Below are 26,196 nucleotides of genomic sequence, written 5' to 3' on the forward strand. Positions count from 1 at the left end.
TCTTTCTACTCCTTTTTATTCATAAACTTCGATTCATTCCTTAAGATATTACTTTTGACCTCTTGCTCTTGATCATACCGTAAGCCAATGTAAATAATGCTCCGCATAACAGGGCAATCAGATGAGCAACAAGATAATTGATATGACCGTGGTTATCTGATGCTGCAATTGCAAAGCCAGGAAGAGCCGTGGTTCCGAATCCTATGGCTGTCAGCTTGCTTAAATATACATATGCCCCTGCAACCATTCCTCCAAGGCAACCAGCAATTAAAGGGAATTTATACTTTAAAGTGACCCCGAAGATGGCTGGTTCCGAGATTCCAAAAAGTACAGACCCGAATGCAGAGTAACCCAGTTCTTTAACCTTGGTGTCTTTGCGATTCAAAAGAACATACCCCAAAACGGCGCCCCCTTGAGCCATCAAAGCTACCGATGCCAACGGATTAATAAAATTTCTGCCTGTATCGGTTAACAACTGTGCTTCTACCGCGCCCATAACATGGTGCAAACCCGTAATAACGATGATCTGCTGAATACCTGCAAAAAACATAAATCCAAATATCCCCAGGTTTTGCGTCATCCAAAGCAACGAAACAGTCACCAGACTGGCCAACTCTCGCCCAAGAGGGCCGATAATGGTAAACAATAGCAGGGAAGAAACAAAGACCGTCAGCAAAGGGGCCAAAAATAGTTTAATCATGTCTGGAACCTTTTTGTTAAAAAACTGATCCAACTTGGCTACCACATATCCCATCATTAGAGCAATAATAATACCGCCCTGAAAGCCAACCAACTGTACGGGAAGCCCGAAAAGACTGATCGATTCCGGATTTTGGCTTCCTTTAGCTACCTCAAAAGCATCCGCCAAGGCCGGATGAAGCATAATCGCACCTAGCACAAGCCCGAGAATTGGACGACCACCGTATCTCTTGGTTGCAGAATACACAACAAGCAGCGGCAGGATGGTGAAAATACCTGTGGAAACGATCTGAACAAAGCGATTGATCCCTTGGAAAATTGGATACATCTCCACAATCGATTTAGGGCCGAAAAGCCCCTTCTGACCTAGCAGCCCGGTGATCCCCATTAACAATGCGGCGGCAAGAATTCCAGGCATGATCTCAATGAAGACATCTGACAGCGATTTAATCGCTTTCTGAAAAGGATTTTGCTTTTGTGCGGACTTCGATTTGACATCACTTAATGACATATCTTCCGTTCCAGTCAGTTTGGAGAACACAGCATAGATATTATTGACCAACCCTGCTCCAAAAATGATCTGCAGTTGATCCCCTGCTATGAAAACACCTTTAACCAGATCAATATCTTCAATCTTCTTTAATTCCGCTTTTTCATTGTCCTCAAGGACAATTCTTAGTCTTGTGGCACAATGGGCCACACCGATAATGTTCTCTTCACCACCGATATATTTTAAAATTTCTTGAGATATTTGCTTATAATGCTTTTCTTTTGCTTCCATCTAGTAAAACCTCCTCTAGCTGAATCAGATGTCCTCTTTAACAAATCTCCAGAACATGCCTAAAAAGTCCTGCTTCACCCTGGCAAGCGTTATGCCAACATGCATTAATTCATCACCACCGAACAGCTCACCCGTTTCTATATTTCTGTAAACGTAGTCTGGATTCAGACCTTTGAATTTTAACGTTTTAATCGCAGCAGCCGGTTGGGATAAAACCTTGAAATAGCTGGCCGCCATTTCCGTTTGATCCTCTGACACAAAGCTCCATGCGGCTTCATTTTCATCAAATGGATTAATAATTCTGTAAAACTTTCCAAACTGAATGAGCGATCTCATTTCTTTATACAGAGCTATCTGTTGTTTTACCACTTCTTTTTCTTCAACGGTTAATGCCGTCAGATCCAGCTCATATCCTAAATTCCCGGCCATGGCGACATAACCTCTGGTCTCCAATGGAGTTATTCTGCCCACTTGATGGTTAGGTACCGTGGAGACGTGTGCGCCCATCGTAATCGGAGGGTAGACAAGACTTGTTCCCCATTGAATTTTCAGTCGGCAAATGGCATCCGTATTATCACTTGTCCAGGTCTGAGGCATGTAATAGAGCATACCGGCATCAAAACGGCCTCCTCCACTAGAGCAGCTCTCGAATAAGACATTAGGAAACTTCGATGTAAGCTCTTCCATAACACTGTAGAGCCCCAGAATATAACGATGCGCCGTCTCCCTTTGTCTTTCAGGTGGTAAAGCGGCCGAACCCACATCTGTCATGTGACGATTCATGTCCCATTTCACATAAGTAATTGGAACATCCGATAAAATGTCGGAAACCGACTTAACGATGTACTCACACACTTCCTTCCTCGATAAATCCAACATAAGCTGATTTCTGCCCAACGTATACGGACGATCAGGGACATGGATACACCAATCGGGATGCTTTCTGTATAAATCGCTGTCTATGGATACCATTTCAGGTTCAAACCACAAGCCAAACTCCATACCCAGATTTCGAATGCGGTTGGCAAGATCCGGCAAGCCATCTGGAAGTTTGCGTCGATCCACCACCCAATCGCCTAATGATGTATTGTCATCATCCCGTTTGCCAAACCACCCATCATCCAATACAAACAGCTCCACTCCTACACTTTGAGCTTCCTTGGCCAACTGCTCAATCTTGTCGGCATCAAAGTTAAAGTAGGTGGCTTCCCAGTTATTAATCAGGATCGGTCGTTCCTTGTCACGAAATGGTCCACGACATAATCTGTTCCTGTATAAATCATGATAAATTCTCGACATACCACCCAAGCCATTTTCGGTGTATACCATGACGACTTCTGGCGTTTGGAAGGATTCCTCTGGTTCAAGCAACCATGTAAAATCAAAAGGATTAATCCCCATCGTAACTCTAGTGTTCCGATAGGAATCAACCTGAGTCTGGGCCGTAAAGTTCCCGCTGTACACCAGATTAAAGGCGTACACTTCGCCCTGTTCTTCATCTGTCCCTTCCCTTACAAGTGCCATAAAGGGTGCCTGTTGAGGGCTGCTGGCTCCGCGGCAGCTGTCTACCATTTGAATCCCGGGTAAAATTTTTCGTCTTGCTATATTTTTTTCATTATTATGCGCACCGTACAAGGTAATGAGTTCGTACTCATCATCACGAAAATCCACACTAGCACTTAATGCTCTAAGCAACTTTAGCTGCTGCTGACCTTCATTATCGAAACGGACTGAACGGGTAATGACATCCCCTTTTTGATATAGGCTATAGGATAGTACAACCCTTACATCAATTAATGGGTCTTCCAGGATGATTTCCAGTGTTTCTACTTCGCCATCATCCTCCGCATACGTAGAAGGAAGCCCTTTCAATTTTGGTTTGCCTTGGTAAACCCGATGTTCTTTATACCGAAAATCTGTCACTGTAGAACCATTCTCTAATTGAAGCTGATACGCAGGAATCCTGAAGTCACTATTTCCAAATGACGGGTATTCCTGTGGGATGGTATCCAGTGAAAAGGCTCGATCCGCCCCATCGGGATTAGGTGAATATCCTCTATCCATGAAGATGATTTTGTTGCTCCCCCGATAGGTCTGAATTCTCTTCCCCCAATACAGATGAGCTAAATAACCATCACGTATAACCTGCATGACATAACTCGTATTGCTGCCTTGTAAATGGAATAAAAGCTTCTCTTTATCAATGTATATAGCCATAGTAACCCCCTTGTAGCGCCAATAGTAATATTTTCAAAAAATATAAATTATGTTGTTTCCTTGTTTCTTACACCCTAATAATAATTGAATAGTTTTAATAATTATATGGAATAATGTAGACTCTATATGAAACGGTGTGATAATATGCAGAGATGAATTAAGAGGTGAAACCAAATGAGTTCGCATTTTTCCAATCATTCCTATAACAACCTGGATCTTAATTTATACACATGTGGCAAAGAGAGCTGTACCAGCAGACACTCTTATGGTCCAGCCATTCGAAGCGGGTATATGGTGCATTTTATTTTAAAAGGAAAAGGGATCTTTAAAGTCAACGATAAAATCTATCATTTGGAGAAAAACGATGCTTTCTTTATTGAGCCGAAGGTTTTAATTTACTACGAAGCGGATGAAGTCGACCCGTGGGAATATGCTTGGATCGGTTTTAATGGGGTGCAAGCCAAAGAATATCTAAGCCGAACCTGTATCAATAGGGATAATCCCATTTTCCAGTTCGAAGCCGAGGGCAGCCTTGCCCGCTGTATGGAGAGCATCGTCGTTTCTTCTACGCTGAAATCCAACAAAGACCTGCTGCTTGCATCCAAGTTGTATGAATTTCTATATCTGATGTTTGAACTTTATCCTAATCAGGAAGTCAACAATGAAGTAAGACAGCAGCGGTATATTAAAGAAGCGCTTCTCTTTATTCAGCAAAACTATTCACATTTCATTACCGTAAGTGACATTGCCAAATACATTTCAATTGACCGTTCATATTTGCACCGGTTATTTAAACAGCAACTCAATAAGTCACCACAGGAATTTTTATTGCATTTGAGGATTGAAAAATCTTGCTCCCTATTAAAAAATACTTCCCTTAAAATCGGAGATATTGCTCGGTCTGTAGGGTATAAAGATGTACTCCTATTCTCCAAGATGTTCAAAACGGTCAACAAATTAACTCCATCCGAATACCGAAAACATCACCAAAAATAACACGCTTTGTTCGCAACTAAGTTAGGCATTTTCATTCCAGAAACAAAAAAATAGCGGCAGCATGGAGTAACCTTAAGTCCATACTGCCGCTATTTTATCAACATCAGTTCTCTTTTTGCTTCGTATAATACTCGGTGATCAGATCAAGGAACACCTTGGGAAACGCCAAGGTGGACATATCCGCCTCGCTGATCCAGCGGTACCCCGCTGGCAAGGTGCTACTCGCCTGATCCGCCTGCTCAGCGAGCGCAATCAACGCACCTGGCTTCGCCGCGGTGCTGTAGCTGGCCCGCTGCTCGGCAGCCAGCGGCTGTTCGCCCGCCTTCCCGGCAGGGGCGGCGACCTCTTCACACTGGAACACACGCAGGTTCCAGTGAATGTGGCTGAACGTGTGCTCCGCCTCACGTACAAACCGCACCGGGCGCGCATGCACGCCCTCTGCCAACAAATGAGCCGCCAGATGGTCCATGGCTGGCTCATCCGGCACCGGGCCGTTGTAGCCCTCCGGCCCGGCAAGCTCATGCGGCAGTTCCCACATGCGGGCCAACAGGCCCTTGGCCGGGCGTTGCCGTACAAGCAGGCGACCTGCGTTCGCGCCGCTGCCCTCGATGAGGGCGACGGAACGCGGCTCCAGACGCGGCGGCTTCGCTTTTGTTTTGACTGGCAGCGTCTCCTCGCGGCCTGCCAGCCTGCCCGAGCAATGCTCCATGACCGGACAGGTCAGGCAATGGGGCGACTTTGGCGTGCAGACTAGCGCTCCCAGTTCCATCAGCGCCTGATTAAAATCAGAGGCTCTCCCTTCGGGGATCAGCTCCCTGACCAGACTTTCCATATGCGACCGCGTGCTACCCTTCATAATATCCTCTTCAATGAGGAAATAACGTGACAGCACACGCATCACATTCCCGTCTACAGCAGGCTCTGGTCGATTAAAGGCAATGCTCATAATGGCCCCCGTCGTATATGGACCTACACCTTTCAGTGCCGCAACAGCCTGCGTATCATCCGGCACCTGCCCACCGTGAAGCTCAACTACCTGTTTCGCTGCCGTTTGCAAATTTCGGGCCCGTGAATAATACCCCAGCCCTTCCCATAGCTTGAGCACATCCTCCTCGGGCGCTTCCGCCAGCGCTTCAATCGTCGGAAAACGTGCAATAAAGCGATTAAAATACGGAATGACCGTATCGACACGTGTCTGTTGAAGCATAATTTCCGAAATCCAGATATAAAAAGGATTGCGATGGCGGCGCCACGGCAAGTCGCGTTTGTTACGTGTATACCAATTCAACAGTTCAAAGCTAAAATAACGCTTTTGTTCCAATGTATTTGTAGTCATCCCATCACGTCTCCTTATATTCGACAATCACAAAAGCAGAGGCAATGTTAGGCTGATGTGTAATACTCAAGTGAATGCTGTAATTCGAGTCACCCGTATTCGGCAATCTCAGTCGATCCCACGCAGACGAAGACAAATAAACTACGGGCTTCCCCCCAGGTTCAGGTAAAATATCCATATCACTGAACCCGATGATTTGTCCAATTCCACAGCCGAAGGCTTTCGTTACCGCTTCCTTGGCGGCAAAGCGCCCTGCTACGAACTCCGCTAGCCTTCCCTTACGTTCCACTGCAAGCTCGCGTTCTGCCGGGGTCAGCACCCGATTCAAAAATGCATCTGCATACTTACCTGCCAGAATATGAGCCATACGGCTTATTTCCAGCACATCATGTCCAATTCCGTAGATCATTTGGGTATTCCCCGCCCTTTTTTTACTTTACTGGATCTATTGTAACAGTGCGTCCACACCCTGGCGAGTCGCAAAGGCGTAAAAGCGCCACCAAAATATGTTAAAATGAGAGAGGCAATCAGTGAATGCTTGAAATTCGCGGATATGCCGGTTTAAAAACTCCCTTAGAAAGGAAGGATAGGATGTCAGAAACGATTGTGGTTGAAGCAGGTACCGATGCAGGAACAGATGCGGTGATCCGTGCCTCCTGGTTTCCCGCTAAAAATACGGCCAAAAGCCTGCTCATCATCGCTCATGGCTACAAAGGATTTAAGGATTGGGGTATGTTCCCCTTTATAGCAGAAGCATTGAGTATGGATAACCATGTGGTAACCTTCAACTTTTCACATAATGGCATAGGTGAGGATCTGGAGAATTTTACCGAGCTGGAAAAGTTCGCACGCAACACCTATAGCCGCGAACAAGAAGATTTGGTACTATTGCTGTCCAATCTGAGAGCACGCCATGAATTCAGAGAATTGCCGTTGTTTCTGTTAGGACATAGCCGAGGTGCGGGAAGCTGCTTTGTATATGCTCTAGATCATCCCGGCGAGATTGCTGGCGTCATTTCATGGAATGGCGTAACGGATCTTGATCTGTTTACTTTACCGCAAAAAGAAGAAATGCGTGCCAAGGGACGCAGCTATGTGCAGAACGCCAGAACCGGGCAACAGCTTCCGCTGGATGCTGTCATTCTGGACGACCTGGAGCACAATCGTGAGCGTTTTGCCATTGTAGACAGACTTGCCAACAGCCAGCTCCCAGTTGTGCTTATCCAGGGAACCGAAGACTCCAAACGTCTACGGGAAGGCTCTGCCCAGCTCACCTCCGTTCGTCCCGATATCGAGTGGGTACAAATTCAAGGCGGCAATCATACTTTTAACACGGTTCACCCATTCCAGGGAGGCAGTCTTCAACTGGATCAGGCGATTACCGAAACCCGCCGCTTCATTGACTGGATCACCAATTAGGCAATAGCCCCCTCAATACAAACGGCGATCCGCCGGGCGGATCGCCGCATTTATTTAGTTTAGCATTTTACAATTCCAAAATGATTCATGCTTACACTCCTGGAATGCTTGTCCGCTTATGTGCTGTACGTGTAAAAAAGCTTTCCAGCTTTTCACGGGCTGCGGGGTCAATTTCCTTGCCTTCCAGATAGTCGCTGTTCGCTTCGTAGGAGATCCCCAGTTCCTTTTCATCCGTCTGGCCTTCCCACAATCCTGCTGTAGGCGCTTTGTCCAAAATAGCCTGCGGAACTCCAAGATAGCTGGCTAACAAACGTACCTGACGTTTGTTGAGCGTACTGAGCGGTGTAATATCGACCGCACCATCACCCCATTTGGTATAAAAGCCTGTAATGGCTTCTGAAGCATGATCTGTACCCACGACGAGCAGGTTCAGTTCATTCGCGAGTGCGTACTGAACCACCATACGTGTTCTTGCCTTTACATTCCCTCTCACTTGCGGAGTGATGGAACGTTCCAGACCCATATCCTTTAATGCATGCTCCACTTCCACGGCAACCTCATCCACGGCTTCCTTAATGTTCGTTTCCCCAGCATATTTCAAATTGAACGCTTTAGCCACTGCGTAGCTATGATCGATATCTTCCTGTTGACCATATGGCTGGAATACACCTAGCGTTTTGTATTCTTGCCCTTGCTCCTGCGTCAACTCATCTGTAGCCTGCTTGCACAAGGCGGCAGCTACGGCACTGTCAATTCCGCCACTAATGGCGATCAACAGCCCTTTGCTTCCTGTTTTTGTTACGTACGACTTGAGGAAATCCACACGCTTGCGGACCTCCGCCTCTACGTTGATCGTAGGCTGTACTCCCAATTCAGCAATAATCTGTTCCTGCAAACTCATCAGATAAGCACCTCTTTTTTAGGAATTTCCTTCACAAGCCAACACGCAAAAGCCCCGGCAAGTTTCGCAGGCGAAAAATGCGGGGGCATAGCTTGAGCAGTCTTACCGGCAAAAACGGTCAAATGCACCGGTCAAATCAGCAGCAATCTGATCTGCCGAACGATCTTCGATCTGATGACGCTCGATGAAGTGAACCAGTTCGCCGTCTTTCAGCAGCGCGATCGAAGGGGAAGATGGCGGATACGGTGCGAAAAATTCGCGAGCCTTCGCCGTTGCTTCCTTATCCTGTCCCGCAAAAACCGTATACAGATGATCCGGCGTAATATCATGCTTCAGCGCTTCAGCTATACCCGGGCGGCATTGGCCTGCGGCACAACCGCATACCGAGTTCACAACCACCAGCACTGTACCTTTAGCATCAGGCAGCTTGGCCTCCACATCTTCAGAAGTACGCAATTCCTGAATCCCAAGATTCGTCAGTTCATCGCGCATAGGCTGAACTGAATCTCTCATATATTGATCGAAAGACATAGACATATTCTTTCACTCCTTTTCATTAAATCATGTATACTACGTTTCTAATTTCATCCTGTGCCGTAGTAAAGGCATGGACATCTAAAGCCCATTATACAATCTTTTTCACGTAATTTGCAAAAAATCCGGTTACATCTTTGCACAATTATTTCTGTATCGAATTTATGACAGGAGGCTCAGAATGCTCCCGATAAGTCGGAATGGTTCTGCGCAGACGTACTTTAAACTGTGTGCCCATTCCCTCCACCGAATCTACGGCAATCGTACCGTGATGACGCTCCACTATACTTTGGCATAAGGCCAGACCCAAACCTGTACCTTTCGTTTTGGTTGTGTAAAAAGGCTGGAACAGCTTTTCAAGCTGTTTTGGCGGAATTCCCGGACCGGTATCCCTTACTTCCAGTTCGACAAAATCCCCTTCCTCATGAGTAGAAATGGTCAGCACGCCCTTTTCCCCCATAGCTTCCATCGCATTACGCGATAAATTAAGCAGCAATTGCTTGATCTCCTTAGGGTTCAGATGCAGCATCGTTACATGATCCTCCAGCTTTAACTCAATCGTCTGTCCCCTCAGGTTGGCATCTGCCCACAATAGAGGTGTTAGTTCACGAATGATATCATGCAGATGACACTGCTCCTTCTCGACAATCCGATTCTGGGCCAGGGAAAGAAAATCATTAATAATCCCGTTCGCCCGATCCAGCTCCTCCATTACGATGCGGTAGTAGTGGCCTAGAGAATCAGGGCTTTTCTCGCGCATAAGCTGTAAAAACCCGCGCACAACCGCCATCGGATTACGTATTTCATGAGTAATGCCCGCGGCCATCTGCCCGACCAGACTGAGCCTCTCAAAATTGCCCAGCTCACTGCGGAGCGTCTCCAGCTCTGTAATGTCCTGCAAGGCGATAATGACGCCTGTGGTTTGATTCATATGTTTATCCCGAAAAGGGAGGAAACTTGAAAAGAATACTTTGGGAGATACATTTATAAAATCAGCGCCTGCTTCTCCTTCCAATGCTTTCGCAACTCGTTCGTTAACTACAGGCGAAGCGCTAAAACCGTACAACGTGTTTAAGGGACGCCCTACGACCTCAGGCAGCGTAATATAGGGATCGAAGTCCCGGTAGAGCTCCAGCATCGTTTTGTTCATATGTATAACTCGTTCTTCGCTGTCCAAAGTAACAAGAGATAACGGCATCAAATCCATGACTTGACGCAGCTTATCCACTTCGATTAAATATTTGCTCGTAAACTCAGTTACATCTCGCCGCAGCGTCAGTTTCTCAAAGGAATTATGCATCAGACTTACGACCGCAAAACTTGCCAACACACCTACAGCAACATTCCAAAACGTTGTAAGCAGATCAGGAATGTATACTGAAATGTTCTGTTTGCCCCACAATAGCGGTAATAAAGCCTTAAGCAGCATATCAGCCACCACATATGTGAAAATTACGAGCTTTTTGTCCAACAGCGTTCCTCTTTGAAAAAACTTGACATGCAGTAGCATAAAAGGAAAAAGGATAAAAGCAGTGCCCACATACATTGGGGACATTTCTATCGACTGCGCTATAATTAGGACACCCGTCAATGCAGAAGCAGCGAGTACAAAGGAAGTGCGACGTGTACCGTACATGACGCCCACAGTAAGGGGAATAATACCGAGATTGGAAGGTAGGCCATATGGAGGCTGGTATTGAAAGAGCGAACATAGCAATATGGCTGGCAAGCAACACAAATAAAGTATTCCTTGATGAGGTCCGGGAAGCAGATGGCCTGCCCAAACCTTTTTCTTGTCTCCATAATCCGTTAATATAGAGAAAAAACCCGCCGATATAACGGCAAGGAGAACTTGGAGCACACTTTCCTTTAACGCAATTAACAAGGACTTCTCCCCCTCATCATCTTTCCTTGACGCCGTTAGTTGAATTAAAGCACAGGCTACAATATATTACAATATATGTGTTAAAATCCCGGTGTAGAACGACAAATTCTGCTAAATACCGGATATATATAAGAGGATCGTTTTTACGTTTTTTTTACTTACTCCTATAAAATAGAAGATATACACAGCTACTGTGCTCAGAGTCTATCTAAAGAGACGGGATTACGATATGATGGAAAATTTGTTACGCGATTCTGAATTTTTTGAAAATTTGTCGACGAAAAGGAAGAGGTTTATGACTTACGACGTAATTGTGATCGGAGGCGGCTCAGCCGGCTTAATGGCCGCGGCGGCTGCTAGTGGCGAGGGCGCCAAGGTGCTTTTAGTGGAAAAGGGAAATAAACTCGGACGAAAGCTGGGGATCTCCGGTGGAGGTCGCTGCAATGTCACGAATGCAAAAGAGCTGGATGAACTCATTCGCCACATTCCCGGCAATGGCCGTTTTCTGCACAGTGCCCTGGCTGCTTTCGGCAATCGGGATATCATCGCCTTCTTTGAACAACTAGGTATAGCCTTAAAGGAAGAAGACAACGGGCGCATGTTCCCAGTGACGGACAAAGCCAAAACGGTCGTCGACGCTTTGATTAATAAGGTACGCTCTCAAGGAGTCGAAATTCGGACAAGCTGTCCTGTTCAAGAAGTGATTTACAAAGCAGGTCATACGGCTGGCGTGCGGCTGCGTTCCGGTGAAATGCTGCGTAGCCGTAACGTCATAGTCGCTGTCGGTGGCAAGTCCGTCCCTCATACAGGCTCGGAAGGTGACGGCTATGCATGGGCAGAGCAAGCAGGGCATACCATTACGGAACTATATCCAACAGAGGTCCCGCTAACGTCAGGCGAGACATTCATCCAGACAAAAGAGCTTCAGGGACTCTCCTTACGAAACATCAGCCTGACCGTATGGAATGCGAAACAAAAGAAGGTTGTCGTTCATGAAGGAGATATGATTTTCACACATTTTGGTTTATCTGGCCCAACTGCTTTGCGTTGCAGTCAGTTTGTCGTCAAGGGACTGAAAAAAGATAAGGTAAACACGGTGTTATTAACTCTCGATTTACAGCCTCATAAACATGCTGATGAAGTCTACCGTGAGACGCTGGAACTGGCATCGGTTGATGCAAAAAAGGCGATCAAAAACGTACTTAAGTCTTATTTACCGGAACGCATGATTCCGTTACTGCTTCAGCAAGCTGAACTGCGTGAAGATTTGACCTATGATCATATTCCCAAGCAGCAATGGCAAGAACTCGCCCAGCGAATCAAGGCGTTTCCCATTCGTGTGAATGGTACGCTCTCTCTGAAAGAAGCATTTGTTACCGGGGGCGGTGTGAACTTGAAGGAAATTAATCCGAAAACAATGGAATCCAAGCTGATGCCTGGATTGTTTTTCTGCGGTGAGATTCTGGATATTCACGGCTACACTGGAGGCTATAATATTACAGCTGCGTTTACGACAGGGCATACAGCAGGGACGCAAGCGGCCGTAAACACTTAAGACGCTGCGCTACAACCCGCCATTACAACCGCGTTTTTTAGGACAAGGAAATTAAAAAGACTTAAATCAGTTGCATTGCTGATTTAAGTCTTTTTTTGAGTCGTCGCGTATTGAACAAACTCTATCTTGTTTTGACGTTTACCGCTATTCCTAAACCTCAATAATGATAGGTAAAATCATAGGTCTTCTTTTAGTCTGACTGTAAATAAACTGACCCACATTATCTTTTAACATCTGCTTAATCAGGCCCCACTGACTCATTTCGATTTCTGTTAACTCGTTCACTGTGGTCATAATCGTGTCGCGAATCTGATTCATCAATTCTTCGGAATCCTTAACATATACAAAGCCTCTGGATATAACCTCTGGCGCAGCGAGCATTTGCTTCTCATTTTTGCTCAGAGTCATCACAATAATCAGCATACCGTCTGAGGAAAGTTTTTTACGGTCCCGCAATACAATATTACCTACATCACCAGTTACCAGCCCGTCTACCAGGCTATTGCCGGATGGTACTTTGGGACCCAGGGATGCCCTTCCCTCTGCGATTTGAATCGTCTCACCGTTTTGGACGATAAATACATTCTCCATCGGAATCCCTACTGACTCTGCTAGCTGACGATGCTGATGCAGCATTCTGAATTCACCATGTATAGGAATCAAATACTGGGGTTTCATTAGGGTCATCATTAATTTTAACTCTTCTTGGCTGCCATGACCGGATACGTGCATCCCCGTGGCGCTGCCTGATCCATAAATCACGTTGGCGCCCAGTACGTACAGATTATCGATGACTTGGGAAAGATTTCGTTCATTCCCGGGTATAGCTCCTGCAGCGATGATCACAGTATCACCAGGCAAAATTTCGATTTTGGGGTGCAGAGAATTGGCAAGTCGGGACAGTGCAGCCATCGGTTCTCCCTGACTTCCTGTACATAATACTGCAATTTCTTCTGCAGGATACCGCTCTGTTTCTCCAGCCTCAATCAACAAGTCCTCCGGCATGTGCAAGAATCCCAGCTCCTTAGCCACGGACACCACATTGATCATACTGCGCCCCAGTAAAACAAGTTTTCTGCCTGTCTCCACAGCCGCATCAATGACCTGTTGGACACGGTTAACATTGGAAGCAAATGTAGAAATGAAAACTTGCTGTTTGGCTCTGGCAAAAGCGTCCAAAATATGCCCGCCAACCAAACGCTCCGAAGGAGTAAAGCCTGGTCTTTCGGCATTTGTACTTTCGGAAAGAAGCACTTTAACTCCTTGTTTTCCAATCTCAGCCATGCGATGAAGGTCAGGGAAAGGTCCGCTGACAGGAGACATGTCGAATTTAAAATCCCCGGTATGAACCACATTTCCTTCTGGTGTCTTGAAAAAGACGCCCAAGCAATCAGGGATGCTGTGTACAGTGGTGAAAAAGGATGCCTGAATCGAACCCGCCTGAATCGTTGAATCCGCATCTATAAGATGAAGCTCAGCATCACGTAAAAGGTTATGTTCCTTTAGCTTAATTTTAATCAATTCGATAGTGAGTTTTGTGCCATATACGGGGATATTAATCTGCTTCAGTAAATAAGGAATGCCCCCGATGTGATCCTCATGGCCATGCGTTACAATGAGCGCTCTGACTTTATCCTGATTCTCCTGTAGATAGGTGACATCTGGTACAATGAGGTCAATACCAGGCAAATTTTCATTAGGAAACTTGGAACCACAATCAATGACGACAATATCCTGATCATATTGGATAAGGTACATATTTTTACCAATCTCATTAACACCGCCTAAAGCAGCAATGAGTAATCTGTTATCAGCAAGCATCAAGTTTATTTCCTCCTTAGGAAAATGCTATCCATATTATTTATTTTCCACGTAAACTTATACACCCTATTGGGAAAGAAATGAGTAGCCTTCCTACATAAGAGAGGACTTGTTTCACCAACACAAAAAGAAACCCTTGTCTCTAACAGACAGGGGCCCTCACTTGATTGATTAGATACCCACCGCAGCCGATATAGCAGCAAAAATAGCAGCAATCAGCCATAGGATCGGGAATAGTTTGAAGATTACCTTCAGCCACTGTCCAAAGCTGATTCGGGCAATGGCCAATCCTGCCAGCAACACTCCGCCTGTTGGTGAAATGAGATTGGTTAACCCGTTACCAAATTGGTACGCTGTGACTACAGCTTCACGATTGATGCCTACAAGATCGCCAAGCGGTGCAAGTACAGGCATGGTTAGTGCAGCTTCCCCTGAAGAAGAGGGAACGAGGAAAGTAATGATATTATGCGCAAGCAGCATAATAGTCGTGAATAAATAACTTGGCAATCCTTCCAGGACGCTTGCAAGTGCATTCAATACGGTATCTATAATCATCCCCTGTTCTGCGATAATCAGAATTCCGCGGGCGAGGCCTATGATCACCGCGGCGTAGATAAATTCACCGCATCCTTTTACAAAATTCTCAGCTATTTCCTTCTGACTCATTTTGGTGACAACCCCAACAAAAATACCAAGGGCAAAGAAAAGGGCGCCGATCTCCGTCATATACCAGCCTTTGACCAAAATCCCCCAAACAATTGCTCCAAGCGTTACAATAAATCCACCTATAATTAATTTGTCCCGAAATGTGAAGACGACGTCCTCATCTGTGCTTTCCTTTATAAACTGCTCGCGGTTTATAATATCACTCTGAAACACGATGGATTTCTCTGGATTTCGCTTAACCCGGTGCGCATACCACATCGTAAAAGCAATAGAAATCGCCGTAAATACAAGCCATTCGATAAATCTCAGCCAGAGCTGAGGATTCCCCTCCACTCCTGCGATCCCCTGGGCAATCAACACCGAAAATGGATTGACCGTCGAACCAACATAGCCAATTTGCGTTCCCAGAAATAAAATAAGAATCGCGGTCATAGAGTCAAAACCCAAGGCAAACATTAACGGAATGAAAATCGCATAAAGTGGGATAATTTCTTCACTCATCCCAAAAGTAGAACCTCCGAGACTGAAGATCACCATAGCAATGGGAATAAGCAAAATCCCCTTATTCTTTAGCCGCCTGGCAAGAGCTGTCAGCGCACGATCAATGGCCCCTGTCTGCAGAATAATACCGAAGGAGCCGCCTACGATAAGAACAAAAGAGACGACATCGGCGGCATTGATAATCCCCTCAATCGGGGCGCTAAGGATTTGGGGGATACCCTGTCTTAAATCACCATTCTCTCCCGTTTTGGGTACAGAGTGATAGGTTCCTGAAACGATTGCCGTTTTGGTCACACCGTTCACTGTCACTTCATGACGCTCAAATTGACCGCTGGGTACAATCCATGTCAACGCGGCGACTGTAATAATAATCAAAAATATTAAGGTATAGCTATGGGGCAAGGATAATTTCCATTTCTTATTCGTGATGTTCATGTTTATCCCTCATTCCAAGAATGGTTATACGTAACCTTCCCTCCCATAATGGTCAATATCACTTGGGCATCCCTGATGTCACCAGCGGATGCATTAAGGAGGTCGCGATCAAAAACGGCGATGTCAGCATATTTTCCAGCCTCCAGCGTACCTGTCACCTCTTCCATATAACAATGTTTGGCTCCATTAATCGTCCATGCCTTTAAAACTTCGGATGGCGGCATTCCTTGGTCAGGATACCAGCCTCTAGCAGGCGAGCCATCCGGGAATAATCGGTGAGAGGCTGCATACAGCGAATCGGGGACACTGGTGATAAATAAAGGCAAATCAGTACCTATGGTGATCGGCACGTTAGCTTCCAGCATGGACTTATAATTATAAAAGCGGTTTTCATTCTGTTTGCCTGCCACTGCAGACATATAAGCCTCTTCGTAAGAGGGATTGAGCAGCAGAATCTGGGCATAGACCTCGGCAAAAATTTCGTTCTCTCCCATTCTGGTCAGATCATCTGGATGAGGATACTCCAGATCACTGATCGAATGTCTGATAAGGTGATTGCCCTGCTGCAAGCGGCATTTTTCAATCATGGATACTGCTTGGCGAATTGCTGCATCGCCTTCTGCAGTTAGGCAGCATTTGATCCCCTGGCTGTCCGCTTCCAGAACAGAGGCTTCAATCTTCTCATAATCAACTGTCCTCAAATTCGTGACCCCAGGCATATCTGCGTAAGGCTCCAACATGTCCCCTGTATGATCTGCTACAACGCCGTCAAGCATCAGCTTGTAACCTTGGAAACGAATAAGGTCTCCATTGTAAAGTGCTTTATATTTGATACCAATGTTTATATCAAACGGTTCAACAACTGGTTCCAGCGAGAAATGAAATCTCAGTGGCAATTCACCTGTTTCTTTCAATTCTTCTAGAATGGGAAGCAGCTCGCTATGCCGGTCAAAGCCAATATCTTTTATAGAAGTAACTCCTCGTGCAGCCAGCATACGGCAAAATTTCATAAACTCTTGTTGGACAAGGCTACGGTCCTGCATCATAACTTGGAGCAGTAAAGCTCGTGCTTCGGCACTGCATTGATCCGGCGAAAACTGATATCTCTCCTCAGCCAATCGGTTCATCCAGCAGTAGCTTTTATTTCGGTTGATAGCGATGACCGCCCGATCGGGAAACAATCCATCCAACAAGCTTGAATCAGGCAGCTTCCCCCATCTGTCCTCGCTCCAACCGAAAGCGGTTACATCTTTTCCTGGCGGAAGGCTGTTTGCCTCTTGTAGCAAGAGTTCCATCGCTTCTTCACTGGAGGATGTATGCGTCAGATCGACGCCCCGATGCATCGACATGTATCCGGTAAAAAATACATGGCTGTCATGAATTCCCGGCATGATAAAGGCATCGCCCAGATCATAGACAACCGTTTCGGCTCCTATCCAGGCTTGTGCCTCTTCCGGACGCCCCACCGCTGCAATACGTTCTCCTCGGACTGCAACAAACCCGGGCGAAGCTTCATCTTCCAATCCATTAAAAATAGCATGGGAGAGTAAAACTTTGTCTGCTAATGTATCGTTCTTCCCTTGCACAGTTTCACCACCTCACGATTGATTCATCTAACAACATGACGTAATATAACGTTATGTTGGAGCTTCTGCTTCTCCCTACTGGATGGAAGCAGAAGCCACACATACCTGAACTACCTTGCATAACAGGCAACGGATTATATGGAGAATTGATAACGGTCTCCGATGATGTACTGCTTTCCTACATGAACCGGGCTTCCGTGCTGGTCATAGATCATTGTATGCATGTAAAACAACGCCTGTCCGATCGCCGTCTCCAGTAGCTTGGCCTGATTTTCATCCGCCAAAGCAATTTGTAATATCGTCTCTCCCGGCTGGTTAGGATCGATGCTGTATTTTTGCCGCAGCAGCTCGTATACAGACCCCTCCAACTGCTCGTTCATTAGAAATGCAAAACGGTCATAAGGATAAAAATTGTTTTCCAGCATCAGGGGGCGATCATCCGCATATCTTTTACGCTGGATAAATAGCACCTTTTCTCCTGGCGATAGCTGCAACTGATGTGCAATTTCCTCATCTGCTTCTACGATTTCACGTTTTGTGACCACACTATGTGAAGAAAGACCATTGGACTTGCAAGCAGCCGTAAAGCTGATGACATGTTCAATCTTCCGTCCAATTTTGGGGATGTTGACAAAGGTGCCCTTTCCCTGACGTTTGGTCAGATATCCTTCATGAACTAATTCGGCAATTGCTTTTCTTACGGTAATACGACTTACATTATACATTTCGCTTAACTCTGTTTCGGTCGGTATACGGCTTCCCTGCGTAAATGTTCCATTATGAATAGCGGTTTTGACCGCTTTTTGTAACTGAATATATAATGGCTCCGCTTGGTCTGAATTTAACATCATGTACCCTCACTTGTCATATAACGTTATATCACTCTCACTTAGAGTATCAAAGGTTACATATTCTTACAAGTGAAGATATTCGAAAAGGCTCGTCAATAATGAACGCCGTATCCGAAGGAACCTTCTACCAGACAGCTCTGGGCGGCAAGCCTTGAGCCTTCTGCCATAGCATCCTGAATGTTGCCTTTTTCCAAAAAGCTTAGTAAAAAAGCAGTTATATAAGAGTCGCCTGCCCCCATAGTATCCACAGCGTCAACGGAATCAGGCATTTGAAAATAGAACTTCGTACCATCATAGGCGATGGATCGGTCACCGCCACGTGTGGCGACCAGAATTTGTCCCTCTTTTTTTCGATTGGAGCGGATATAATTCTGTGTCTCTTCATCCGTCATATGGCTGCAAGAGAAAAATGCAAAATCGGCATACGTAATATTTTGTTCTACTTGTGTATCTGTAAAATCATCTGAAAAATCAAAAGAAATAGGGATTCCTAGCGTCTCTAATTCAGGCAGCAAGTGACCTGTATGACTGTACAAGCCAGTATGAATCAGATCGAATCCGCCAAGATAGTCCTTGTCATCTTCGCTCAATTCCAATGGATGGAGACGTGTCACTCCCCCCTCATTACTGCCGAGAAATACTCTGTCTCCGTCTTCTAGAGTTACACGTGCGCAGCCGTTCTCACCGCTGTGATATCTGCACCGTGAAATATCAATGTCAAGCTCACGCAGGGTGTGTTCTACATGCCGTGCTTCGTTGTCGTCCCCGAACACGCCTATAAAGGCTGCATCCACTCCCGCTTTTTTGGCAAACACACTAAAATTAAGCGCATTGCCGCCAGGGTACATCATACGCAGATGAACATATTTATCTACCACATTATCGCCAATGCCTAGAACCTTCATGATGGTTTCCTCCTGTTGGTAGGTGCGCTTAGTAAGCTACTTTGCCCATATAACGGCGAGTTTCCAATGGGTGATTGCGTACATTTGCTAGTGCTTCACGATACACACATACAATGCTGTAGAATAACACCGGGTTAAAAAACTCTACTACTTCGTCTGCAATCGTTCCGATGCCAAGCTCCTTTGCATCAATCACTTCCACTTTCTCGGCATACTGATTCAGGAAAGTCTGTGCCCGCTCATCCAGCGCTCGTGTACGTCCTTCGTTGATCATCAGAATAAATGGAGTTTCCTTATCCGTTACTTCAAATGGGCCATGGAAGAATTCACCGGAATGAATAGAAGCTGCATGGAGCCATTGCATTTCCATCAGTGAGCAGATGGCAAATCCGTAAGCATGTCCATAAGACGCTCCGCTGGTCAGGATATAGAAGAGTTCCTCGTTGCGGTATCTGTCTGCGAATACTTGGGCACGTGGTTCAACTTGGACTTTGGCACGGTTAATAATCCCATTGATTGCCCCCAATCCGTTCTGGAAAGCCGGGTAATGCGCATATCCCTCAGCGATTTGCAGCAGTTCAACCGTAAGTTCTAAAATAATGGCCATCGGGTTGTTTTTAACATCGCTCTCATCACCCCACTCGTAGAGGAAGGAATAATCCGAATAGTTGAGCAGGTTCGCTTCACTGTTGTGGGTTAAGCCGATGGTATAAGCACCTTTCTCTTTGGCTGATTTAGCAGCCGCGACCGATTCTGGAGTATTTCCACCGTGGGAACAAACGATGACCACTGAGTGTGCTCCCAATCGTTTAGGCAACGCATGTACAAACTCATTTGCTGTATACATGCCTGCTACCAGTTTTCTTGCTTCACTATCCAGAAAATATTTTGAAGGATACATATCCACTAGTGAGCCCCCGCAGGCCACTAAATAAACCTCGGAAATCTTCCCATTCGCTTGTTCAAAAATCGTCTGAACCGTCTGTTGTACATTCATTTTTTATCTCTCCTTTTATATAACGTTATATAACGTATTGTTTACGAGATAAATATAAGCGCTTTCATTAAAAGTGTCAAGCCCCTCATTAAAAAAAGCTCTAACCCTTTTGTATAAGGATTAGAGCTCCTTTGGGATTGAATTCATTGGGTTAGCAAATAACGAGGCTGTGGCTACATATACGCACAAAAATATGGTCTTACACATGGGTTTGTCCGAATAAACTAAATGAGACAAATACATAACGTCCAATAAATAATCAAGGAGGAACCCCCCATTAATACATTTATCGGGTATGTTTTTCTGGGTCTGTCACTTTCAGCTCCCATTGGACCTATCAATGCCGCGCAGTTGGATCGAGGTATTAAAAATGGATTCTGGCACGCCTGGTTTATTGGGCTAGGTGCAATCACAGCAGACATTATCTATATGATGCTTGTCTATTTGGGAATGATCCATCTTCTTAATTCCCCATTTGTCAAAGCTTTTTTATGGCTGTTTGGCTTTTTCGTGCTTGTGTATACAGGTCTTGAAAGCATCAAAAATGCTGGTGTAATTTCAGAATCCGAATTAAGGGGAAATAGTAATACCCTGACCAACTCCTTTGTAGCCGGCTTTCTGATGTCGTTGTTTAATCCTCTCTCCATCCTTTTCTGGCTTGGGATTTACGGATCCATACTGGCCAACGTCGCTAATACATATCCAGTACAACAGCTATTGATTTACAGCGGAGCGATTGTACTAGGCGTATTGGCCTGGGATGTGACGATGGCAGCCGCTTCAAGTGTTTTCCGTCGATTTCTCAGACCCGGATTGCTTAAAACCATCTCTTGGATGTCAGGTCTGTCTCTTGTAGGCTTTGGCTTTTATTTTGGTGTACAGGCATTTCAATTACTTTTTTTACGCTAACGCTTGTCTTCTTGATAAAGTTAACGAGGTTCCTTGCCGTGCTTTCGACGCACCCATTGTACAATGAAGTCACATATGGCAATTAACAAGACTAACAGCAAACTGACGTAAACCCCAGGGCGGCTAAGCTTATGAAAAAAGGCCCCTACTACAGCCAAAGCGATCAGCAATAATCCAATCCAGCGTTTGATATTGCTTGATGTGCTTGATTCCAGTAACTTACCTGAAGACAGCAAAATAAAGCACCAGTTATATAACAGCATTAAGCCCGCAGCTGTTGTAATATATTCATACACTTTTCCTGGTAGCAGCAACGATAATACGATTGCTGAAATTAATCCAACAGAGATCAAACTAAGTGCATACAGAGGATATTTGCCCTTCCACTTCCGTGAGAACAGTGTGGGCGCATCTCCTTCCTGGGCAAGAGTAATCATCATCGAAGTCTCTGCATATAGCGATGCTGTCATCGTTGAGAATCCTGCAATAATCAGGACTCCGTTAAACAAATGAGGTACAAAGGCCAGATGATCGCTACTAAGCGCAAGCACAAAAGGACTTTCCTTCGGATTAAAGGCACTTAATGGTACCATAGACACAGCGAGCCCAATTGATAGCACATACACTACAACCAGCGTAATCAGCATGACTTTTCCTGCTTTGGGTGCTTCCTCCGGGTTTTGAAGTCGGTTAGACATAATTCCGAGCACTTCGATACCTCCGTATGCATAAAAGGCAAAAATAAAAGATGACCATAATCCTATGCCACCGGTTGGAAAAAAGTCTTTGTAGCTGAGGGGAAACTTCGGATTATATTTACTTCCTCCGATCCAGCCTGCCAAAAGCGCAATCGCTAGGACCAGAAACATCACAAGAGCCGCCATCTTAATAATGGCGAGTACATTTTCTACACGATCAAAGCCCTTATTGCCAAAAAAAACAATCACAAGCCCTAAGAGCCCGAAGCCTGCCGCAAAAATCCACATCGGTACCTGAGGAAACCAAAAACGTGAAAATATAGACAGCGCGGTTAGTTGACTCCCATTAATAAGCAATTCTGAGAACCAATATACCCAGCCACTGCCGAAGCCTGCCCAATTACCAAATGCTTTTTGGGCATAGGAACGGAAAGAGCCCTGTTCTGGATGATCTGCCGTCATGCGCGAAAGGGCGTCAAACACCACATACGTCCCAACTGCTGCCAAGAAGTATGCAATCAGCACAGCTGGACCACCAATGGAAATCGCTAAACTTGACCCGAGGAAGTACCCTGTACCGATAGTTCCTGCAACTCCTAACAAGCTCAGCTGCCACCATTTTAGTTTTTGATCTTTTTGTTTGCCCGCTGACGAATTGCCCATAAGAAAATCACCCTATTCTAAATTTGAGACCGATACCTTGTTTTTTTATGATTCCCTTCTTCTCCATATTTCATGTGAAGTTCATTCAATTTGTAATAAAGAAGCACCAGCAAACTCGAATAAAGTTTGCTGGTGCTTCTTTTTAATTAAACGTTTCACATTTTGGGCAAAGAAAGTGCCTTGTCTGCATTTTGAATATCCATTTGAATTTGCTGATCTGGATCATAGGCGTTGTAGTAACCATTGTTCTTCATATAATTAAAAATTTGCTCATGAAGATTAACAGCTTTGTTCAATTGGTCACAAAGGACATTTCGAACTTCTGGGCTAGTGGACTCTGTTAACGCTGCGGCGTAGTTTTTGATCCCGCTTTTAGCTGAAATTAACAGATCTGAAGCAATCACCTGATCGGTCATAGGGGTCGTACCGGTCATATTCTCAATAAAAGAATTCACGTTATTCCTCCTTAAATTATACAAGCAAATTTCTAAGCTGTTGAATATCTTGTGTACCGCAGCTAATGTCCTGCTGTAAAATATTTTTTAAGTTTGAATCTGAGACTAAAGGAAGCATGGTTTGAGTTTTTGTGATACAAGTTGTTTTAAACGTAAGCAGCTCATGCAATTCCAATTTTTCGTGAACTCCGAGTTTTTGCAAGATCAAAACCTCCTTTCTGAACTTCTTTTGGTATTTCCTACGATTACTGCCCTTATGCACGATCCAAGAACCTTAGTTTTCACAATGTCCTTTTCACTTTTTCTCATTATGAAAAAAGGTTTCTTCAAACCATTAGTCATGGTTTGAAGAAACCTTTTTGTTCCAAAATGAGCAGCAAGCGTGAACACCATTATTTAGGTATGGACGCTACCTGAAAAACCGTCCACATCGTCTTCCGGTTGTTGATCAGAGCTGACGTTGTGTTCCTGTGTTGTGTTCGTAAACGTTTGGGAAGAGCCGCTTTTATACGCCTCGCTCCAGTCCTCATTAATGATGTGCGCTGGAATAATCCAATCCTCCGGGCTATAACCTGGATTTTGCACACCGATATTACTTTGCTTACCTGGACGATAAGTGAGAACTCCTGTCTCAATTATACTTCCTTCATAAGCTTGGCAAATCTCTAATGCAGACAGCACATCCTGGTTCTCAACGTGAACACTGAGGCCTGTATCACCGTTCGTGCTGGCAGAGTATCCAATTTCCTTTAATGTTTCACAGGCTTGGGCGGCTTGCTGCGGATCACGAAATTGAAAACGGAAAGAACCCGTATCCATGTGCTTCATCTCCTCTGAATTTATCTTATTTTGTTATTTGGGTCCATTAGGTATGTTATTTGTTAATATAACCAATCGGAACGGTATTTTTACATTCGAAACCTTTATTTTTCAAAAATTTACCTTAAAGCTTTGAAATTAAATAATTAAAAAAGCAGCTACTGTGACAAATCGCATGTTTTCCCTACGTAAATCCCTTTATGCTAGTAGTAAGGGTATGGTTGCCCGGTCATCCGAACCGAGCGGTCAAAGGATGCCCAAATCCATACATAAAGGCGGAATGAAGATGATAGATTACCGAACATTGGTGACACAGCAATCTATGCATTTGTATAGCGTGTTTGCCAAGTCATTCAAAAGTGTAAACGAACATGCGGTTGCTGGCATCAAAACGGTGGGCTTCAACCCAACGGCCTTCGCCGTGATGGAAGTTTTATATCACAAGGGAGCACAACCAATTCAACAAATTGGAGCCAAACTGCTTCTGCAAAGCGGAAATGTCACTTATGTTATCGACAAGCTGGAGAGCCGTGGTTATTTGCACCGTCACCCGTGCGACCAAGATCGTCGTATTATATATGCAGAGTTGACGGACGAAGGACAACGCGTCATGGACGAAATTTATCCTGATTATACACGTCAGATTGAACGTGCCTTTAGCGGAATCAGCGAAACCGAAAGAGATCAACTCATCGGCTTGCTCAAAAAATTGGGCCGTAGCGCTGATAATCTGTCACCTTATCACAAATAGAATGAATAGTAATTTTAGCAACTGTCCAATTGTGAATAAAAGAACAATCCTATAGCTGTGCTAACGAAAATTTAGATTTACACAGAAAAGTCCACCCTTATATTTATGGGTGGACTTTATATATACCTGAGCGAAATATGCCTAAGCTTACGAGCAGCATAAGACCTGTTATCGACTAAAATGTTTGATCACTACATTATTAAAAATAGCCTTACCGCCATCTGAAAAAAGAGTAATTCCCTGATCCTCTAAGCGTGGAAATATTAAGGAGGAATAAGCTACTTCTCCATCATCTACAAAGACTTCGATGCTGGTTTTATCGACAAGAATCTTCAAATGGACATTTTTTTTATTGGTATCAAAAGGCGCCTTACTCTCTACATATTTACCACTCTGATCCGGCTGCCCGGTGTTTGCTCTGTTTACATAAGAGTATTGACCCTCCACCGAAACACCTACATCTACATGACGCTTGCCATCCGCAGACTCTCGAAGCCTCAAGCCTGTATTTTTGATCGTTGACCAAGATACATCTGCTTCTAACTGATAGGCATCACCTGCTACCGGAAGCTTGTGAGTCCCCTCTACTTGGATCTTCCCCAATGACTCCGTTGCAGCTGGGAATTGCTCCAAAGCTGATACAGGCTGTGAAAGCAAGCGATAGCCGACATCAGTTGTACGCTTCAACCGAATTTGGCGAACAACCGAATCCATGCCATTAAAGCCTTCCTTCAAAGTAGGCGTGTTGTTGGCATAATCCCAATTGTTCATCCAAGCCAGCGCATAACGGTGACTGTATTGGTCTTTGGCTTTGCCGTCCTCGAACGTAACCGCACCATACCAGTCAAAGCCATAATCCAGCCAACCAGGATCATTGCGATCAGGGAGAAATGCTTCTCCATTAAAATCCCCCGTCCAGTAGGCATACGTATTGGGTCCGCCGGTTGGTTTACTATTGGCGCTTGCACCTAGAATCCATTGATAGGTCCCATCATCCGCGCGCATCTGGTAAAGGTCAGGACATTCTACAAGTCCGATATTTTCCGTTTGAAAGCCGCTCGTAAACTGCCAATCCTTTAAATTTTTCGACTTATAAAAGCCAATCTTCGTTCCCTCCGCCATGACCATCACCCATTGATTACGTTGAATATCCCGGATGATCTTGGGATCTCTGAAATCCTTCGTGCCAGGGTTGGACATCACGGGCTTGTTGCGATAAGAAGTAAACGTCTTGCCTTTGTCCTTACTGTACCACAGAAATTGTTCCTGCTTTCCTCCATCTGCGGAGGGCTGTGTGACAATGGCTACAAGTGCGCCTTTTCCAAAACCTGCGGTGCCATTATTGTCGATCACGACCGAACCGGACCAAGGGTCTCCATTCGGATTCGTATATTTAGGAATTGCCACCCCTTCATCTTTCCAATGAACCAGGTCGGTGGATGTGGCATGTCGCCATTCTGTACCGTTCTTATGAGGGTAATCACGATTATATAAATAGTAGTAATGATATTGCCCATCCATATAAATAGGCCGCTGTGGATCATTTTTCCACTTATCCGGGACGGTAAAATGATAGGCGGCCCGATAGGTCGGTGTTGTATGCTTGCTTTGATTGGCTTGGTTTTTTGGAGCTGCTGCAGGTTTTTGAGGTTTGCCTGCATCCTGTTGGTACATACTCCACCCCATAGCTATGAAAATAGTTAAGCCTGTGATAACTACTACGGATCGTATTCCAATGTTCTTGAAAGCTTTTTTTCTCATTATGACGATCCTCCTTACCCCTCATTGCATTGTTATGTATCGTCCGACGGACGAC

23 protein-coding genes are annotated in these 26,196 nt (G+C 45.1%); 5 read left to right on the forward strand and 18 right to left on the reverse strand.

Going from position 1 to position 26,196, the window contains the following annotated elements; all coding sequences use genetic code 11:
• Positions 1-40: 40 nt before the first annotated feature.
• Positions 41-1,480, reverse strand: a complete 1,440-nt coding sequence (locus ACXHJ1_RS02910; RefSeq protein ID WP_016819341.1) for a PTS transporter subunit EIIC — start codon at positions 1,478-1,480, stop codon at positions 41-43.
• 24 nt (positions 1,481-1,504) lie between these two features.
• Complete coding sequence (locus tag ACXHJ1_RS02915; protein WP_457905570.1) at positions 1,505-3,697, reverse strand: alpha-galactosidase; 2,193 nt, start codon at positions 3,695-3,697, stop codon at positions 1,505-1,507.
• Positions 3,698-3,871: 174 nt separating this feature from the next.
• Here ACXHJ1_RS02915 and ACXHJ1_RS02920 point away from each other — a divergent pair, with 174 nt between their 5' ends.
• A complete protein-coding gene (locus tag ACXHJ1_RS02920; protein ID WP_107734921.1) occupies positions 3,872-4,693 on the forward strand; it encodes an AraC family transcriptional regulator in 822 nt (273 codons plus the stop codon).
• Positions 4,694-4,796: 103 nt separating this feature from the next.
• Here ACXHJ1_RS02920 and mutY read toward each other — a convergent pair whose 3' ends face one another.
• Entirely contained in the window at positions 4,797-6,029 is a 1,233-nt protein-coding gene (mutY, locus tag ACXHJ1_RS02925; RefSeq protein WP_457905571.1) for an A/G-specific adenine glycosylase, read from the reverse strand.
• 4 nt (positions 6,030-6,033) lie between these two features.
• The gene (gene acpS / locus ACXHJ1_RS02930) at positions 6,034-6,438 is read right to left on the reverse strand and encodes a holo-ACP synthase (protein WP_016819345.1); all 405 of its coding nucleotides are present in this window, start codon (positions 6,436-6,438) and stop codon (positions 6,034-6,036) included.
• 182 nt (positions 6,439-6,620) lie between these two features.
• Between acpS and ACXHJ1_RS02935 the strand changes: the two genes are divergently transcribed.
• Positions 6,621-7,448 (forward strand): alpha/beta hydrolase family protein, encoded by an 828-nt coding sequence (locus ACXHJ1_RS02935; protein WP_016819346.1) that lies wholly within the window; start codon positions 6,621-6,623, stop codon positions 7,446-7,448.
• Between the two features lie 91 nt (positions 7,449-7,539).
• Here the strand turns inward: ACXHJ1_RS02935 and nadE are convergent, their stop codons facing one another.
• The 3 genes from nadE to ACXHJ1_RS02950 form a co-directional block, all read right to left on the reverse strand.
• Entirely contained in the window at positions 7,540-8,349 is an 810-nt protein-coding gene (gene nadE / locus ACXHJ1_RS02940; protein WP_016819347.1) for an ammonia-dependent NAD(+) synthetase, read from the reverse strand.
• A gap of 102 nt (positions 8,350-8,451) precedes the next feature.
• Complete coding sequence (locus ACXHJ1_RS02945; RefSeq protein ID WP_016819348.1) at positions 8,452-8,886, reverse strand: BrxA/BrxB family bacilliredoxin; 435 nt, start codon at positions 8,884-8,886, stop codon at positions 8,452-8,454.
• 142 nt (positions 8,887-9,028) lie between these two features.
• On the reverse strand, positions 9,029-10,768 hold the full coding sequence (locus ACXHJ1_RS02950; RefSeq protein ID WP_031462859.1) for a two-component system sensor histidine kinase NtrB: 1,740 nt from the start codon (positions 10,766-10,768) through the stop codon (positions 9,029-9,031).
• Positions 10,769-11,063: 295 nt separating this feature from the next.
• Between ACXHJ1_RS02950 and ACXHJ1_RS02955 the strand changes: the two genes are divergently transcribed.
• Complete coding sequence (locus tag ACXHJ1_RS02955; protein WP_107734965.1) at positions 11,064-12,323, forward strand: BaiN/RdsA family NAD(P)/FAD-dependent oxidoreductase; 1,260 nt, start codon at positions 11,064-11,066, stop codon at positions 12,321-12,323.
• 150 nt (positions 12,324-12,473) lie between these two features.
• On the opposite strand, the gene ACXHJ1_RS02960 is transcribed toward ACXHJ1_RS02955, so the two are convergent.
• The 6 genes from ACXHJ1_RS02960 to ACXHJ1_RS02985 all read right to left on the reverse strand — a co-directional run bounded on the left by ACXHJ1_RS02960 (position 12,474) and on the right by ACXHJ1_RS02985 (position 20,085).
• Positions 12,474-14,144 (reverse strand): ribonuclease J, encoded by a 1,671-nt coding sequence (locus tag ACXHJ1_RS02960; RefSeq protein ID WP_016819351.1) that lies wholly within the window; start codon positions 14,142-14,144, stop codon positions 12,474-12,476.
• Positions 14,145-14,315: 171 nt separating this feature from the next.
• Positions 14,316-15,746, reverse strand: coding sequence for a YfcC family protein (locus ACXHJ1_RS02965; RefSeq protein WP_017428446.1), 1,431 nt, complete (start codon positions 15,744-15,746; stop codon positions 14,316-14,318).
• A gap of 2 nt (positions 15,747-15,748) precedes the next feature.
• Positions 15,749-17,332: an amidohydrolase gene (locus ACXHJ1_RS02970; protein ID WP_457905572.1), complete on the reverse strand. Its 1,584-nt coding sequence runs from the start codon at positions 17,330-17,332 to the stop codon at positions 15,749-15,751.
• Between the two features lie 134 nt (positions 17,333-17,466).
• Positions 17,467-18,183 carry a GntR family transcriptional regulator gene (locus tag ACXHJ1_RS02975; RefSeq protein ID WP_231124987.1) on the reverse strand — a complete coding sequence of 239 codons (717 nt, stop codon included), beginning with the start codon at positions 18,181-18,183 and terminating at the stop codon, positions 17,467-17,469.
• A gap of 92 nt (positions 18,184-18,275) precedes the next feature.
• Positions 18,276-19,088 carry a fructoselysine 6-kinase gene (locus ACXHJ1_RS02980; RefSeq protein WP_457905573.1) on the reverse strand — a complete coding sequence of 271 codons (813 nt, stop codon included), beginning with the start codon at positions 19,086-19,088 and terminating at the stop codon, positions 18,276-18,278.
• A 28-nt stretch (positions 19,089-19,116) separates the two neighbouring features.
• Entirely contained in the window at positions 19,117-20,085 is a 969-nt protein-coding gene (locus ACXHJ1_RS02985) for an SIS domain-containing protein (protein ID WP_019686129.1), read from the reverse strand.
• 276 nt (positions 20,086-20,361) lie between these two features.
• Here ACXHJ1_RS02985 and ACXHJ1_RS02990 point away from each other — a divergent pair, with 276 nt between their 5' ends.
• Positions 20,362-20,994: a LysE family transporter gene (locus ACXHJ1_RS02990; RefSeq protein ID WP_029514328.1), complete on the forward strand. Its 633-nt coding sequence runs from the start codon at positions 20,362-20,364 to the stop codon at positions 20,992-20,994.
• Positions 20,995-21,014: 20 nt separating this feature from the next.
• Here ACXHJ1_RS02990 and ACXHJ1_RS02995 read toward each other — a convergent pair whose 3' ends face one another.
• The 4 genes from ACXHJ1_RS02995 to ACXHJ1_RS03010 form a co-directional block, all read right to left on the reverse strand.
• The gene (locus ACXHJ1_RS02995) at positions 21,015-22,355 is read right to left on the reverse strand and encodes an amino acid permease (RefSeq protein ID WP_457905574.1); all 1,341 of its coding nucleotides are present in this window, start codon (positions 22,353-22,355) and stop codon (positions 21,015-21,017) included.
• A 155-nt stretch (positions 22,356-22,510) separates the two neighbouring features.
• Entirely contained in the window at positions 22,511-22,810 is a 300-nt protein-coding gene (locus tag ACXHJ1_RS03000; protein ID WP_016819359.1) for a spore coat protein, read from the reverse strand.
• A 16-nt stretch (positions 22,811-22,826) separates the two neighbouring features.
• Positions 22,827-23,012, reverse strand: a complete 186-nt coding sequence (locus ACXHJ1_RS03005; protein ID WP_016819360.1) for a spore coat protein — start codon at positions 23,010-23,012, stop codon at positions 22,827-22,829.
• 194 nt (positions 23,013-23,206) lie between these two features.
• On the reverse strand, positions 23,207-23,629 hold the full coding sequence (locus tag ACXHJ1_RS03010; protein ID WP_017428453.1) for a hypothetical protein: 423 nt from the start codon (positions 23,627-23,629) through the stop codon (positions 23,207-23,209).
• A 286-nt stretch (positions 23,630-23,915) separates the two neighbouring features.
• Between ACXHJ1_RS03010 and ACXHJ1_RS03015 the strand changes: the two genes are divergently transcribed.
• Positions 23,916-24,380 carry a MarR family winged helix-turn-helix transcriptional regulator gene (locus ACXHJ1_RS03015; protein WP_013369372.1) on the forward strand — a complete coding sequence of 155 codons (465 nt, stop codon included), beginning with the start codon at positions 23,916-23,918 and terminating at the stop codon, positions 24,378-24,380.
• Positions 24,381-24,548: 168 nt separating this feature from the next.
• Here ACXHJ1_RS03015 and ACXHJ1_RS03020 read toward each other — a convergent pair whose 3' ends face one another.
• A complete protein-coding gene (locus ACXHJ1_RS03020; RefSeq protein ID WP_457905575.1) occupies positions 24,549-26,141 on the reverse strand; it encodes a glycoside hydrolase family 32 protein in 1,593 nt (530 codons plus the stop codon).
• Positions 26,142-26,196: the final 55 nt, after the last annotated feature.

It is taken from the genome of Paenibacillus sp. ALE2, assembly GCF_054113385.1.

What these genes read in the sequence shown, in the direction of transcription:
- ACXHJ1_RS02910 (WP_016819341.1), bottom strand. Translation starts at nt 1,480, where the DNA reads ATGGAAGCAAAAGAAAAGCATTATAAGCAAATATCTCAAGAAATTTTA.
- ACXHJ1_RS02915 (WP_457905570.1), bottom strand. Translation starts at nt 3,697, where the DNA reads ATGGCTATATACATTGATAAAGAGAAGCTTTTATTCCATTTACAAGGC.
- ACXHJ1_RS02920 (WP_107734921.1), top strand. Translation starts at nt 3,872, where the DNA reads ATGAGTTCGCATTTTTCCAATCATTCCTATAACAACCTGGATCTTAAT.
- mutY (WP_457905571.1), bottom strand. Translation starts at nt 6,029, where the DNA reads ATGACTACAAATACATTGGAACAAAAGCGTTATTTTAGCTTTGAACTG.
- acpS (WP_016819345.1), bottom strand. Translation starts at nt 6,438, where the DNA reads ATGATCTACGGAATTGGACATGATGTGCTGGAAATAAGCCGTATGGCT.
- ACXHJ1_RS02935 (WP_016819346.1), top strand. Translation starts at nt 6,621, where the DNA reads ATGTCAGAAACGATTGTGGTTGAAGCAGGTACCGATGCAGGAACAGAT.
- nadE (WP_016819347.1), bottom strand. Translation starts at nt 8,349, where the DNA reads ATGAGTTTGCAGGAACAGATTATTGCTGAATTGGGAGTACAGCCTACG.
- ACXHJ1_RS02945 (WP_016819348.1), bottom strand. Translation starts at nt 8,886, where the DNA reads ATGTCTATGTCTTTCGATCAATATATGAGAGATTCAGTTCAGCCTATG.
- ACXHJ1_RS02955 (WP_107734965.1), top strand. Translation starts at nt 11,064, where the DNA reads ATGACTTACGACGTAATTGTGATCGGAGGCGGCTCAGCCGGCTTAATG.
- ACXHJ1_RS02960 (WP_016819351.1), bottom strand. Translation starts at nt 14,144, where the DNA reads ATGCTTGCTGATAACAGATTACTCATTGCTGCTTTAGGCGGTGTTAAT.
- ACXHJ1_RS02965 (WP_017428446.1), bottom strand. Translation starts at nt 15,746, where the DNA reads ATGAACATCACGAATAAGAAATGGAAATTATCCTTGCCCCATAGCTAT.
- ACXHJ1_RS02975 (WP_231124987.1), bottom strand. Translation starts at nt 18,183, where the DNA reads ATGATGTTAAATTCAGACCAAGCGGAGCCATTATATATTCAGTTACAA.
- ACXHJ1_RS02980 (WP_457905573.1), bottom strand. Translation starts at nt 19,088, where the DNA reads ATGAAGGTTCTAGGCATTGGCGATAATGTGGTAGATAAATATGTTCAT.
- ACXHJ1_RS02985 (WP_019686129.1), bottom strand. Translation starts at nt 20,085, where the DNA reads ATGAATGTACAACAGACGGTTCAGACGATTTTTGAACAAGCGAATGGG.
- ACXHJ1_RS02995 (WP_457905574.1), bottom strand. Translation starts at nt 22,355, where the DNA reads ATGGGCAATTCGTCAGCGGGCAAACAAAAAGATCAAAAACTAAAATGG.
- ACXHJ1_RS03010 (WP_017428453.1), bottom strand. Translation starts at nt 23,629, where the DNA reads ATGGATACGGGTTCTTTCCGTTTTCAATTTCGTGATCCGCAGCAAGCC.
- ACXHJ1_RS03015 (WP_013369372.1), top strand. Translation starts at nt 23,916, where the DNA reads ATGATAGATTACCGAACATTGGTGACACAGCAATCTATGCATTTGTAT.
- ACXHJ1_RS03020 (WP_457905575.1), bottom strand. Translation starts at nt 26,141, where the DNA reads ATGAGAAAAAAAGCTTTCAAGAACATTGGAATACGATCCGTAGTAGTT.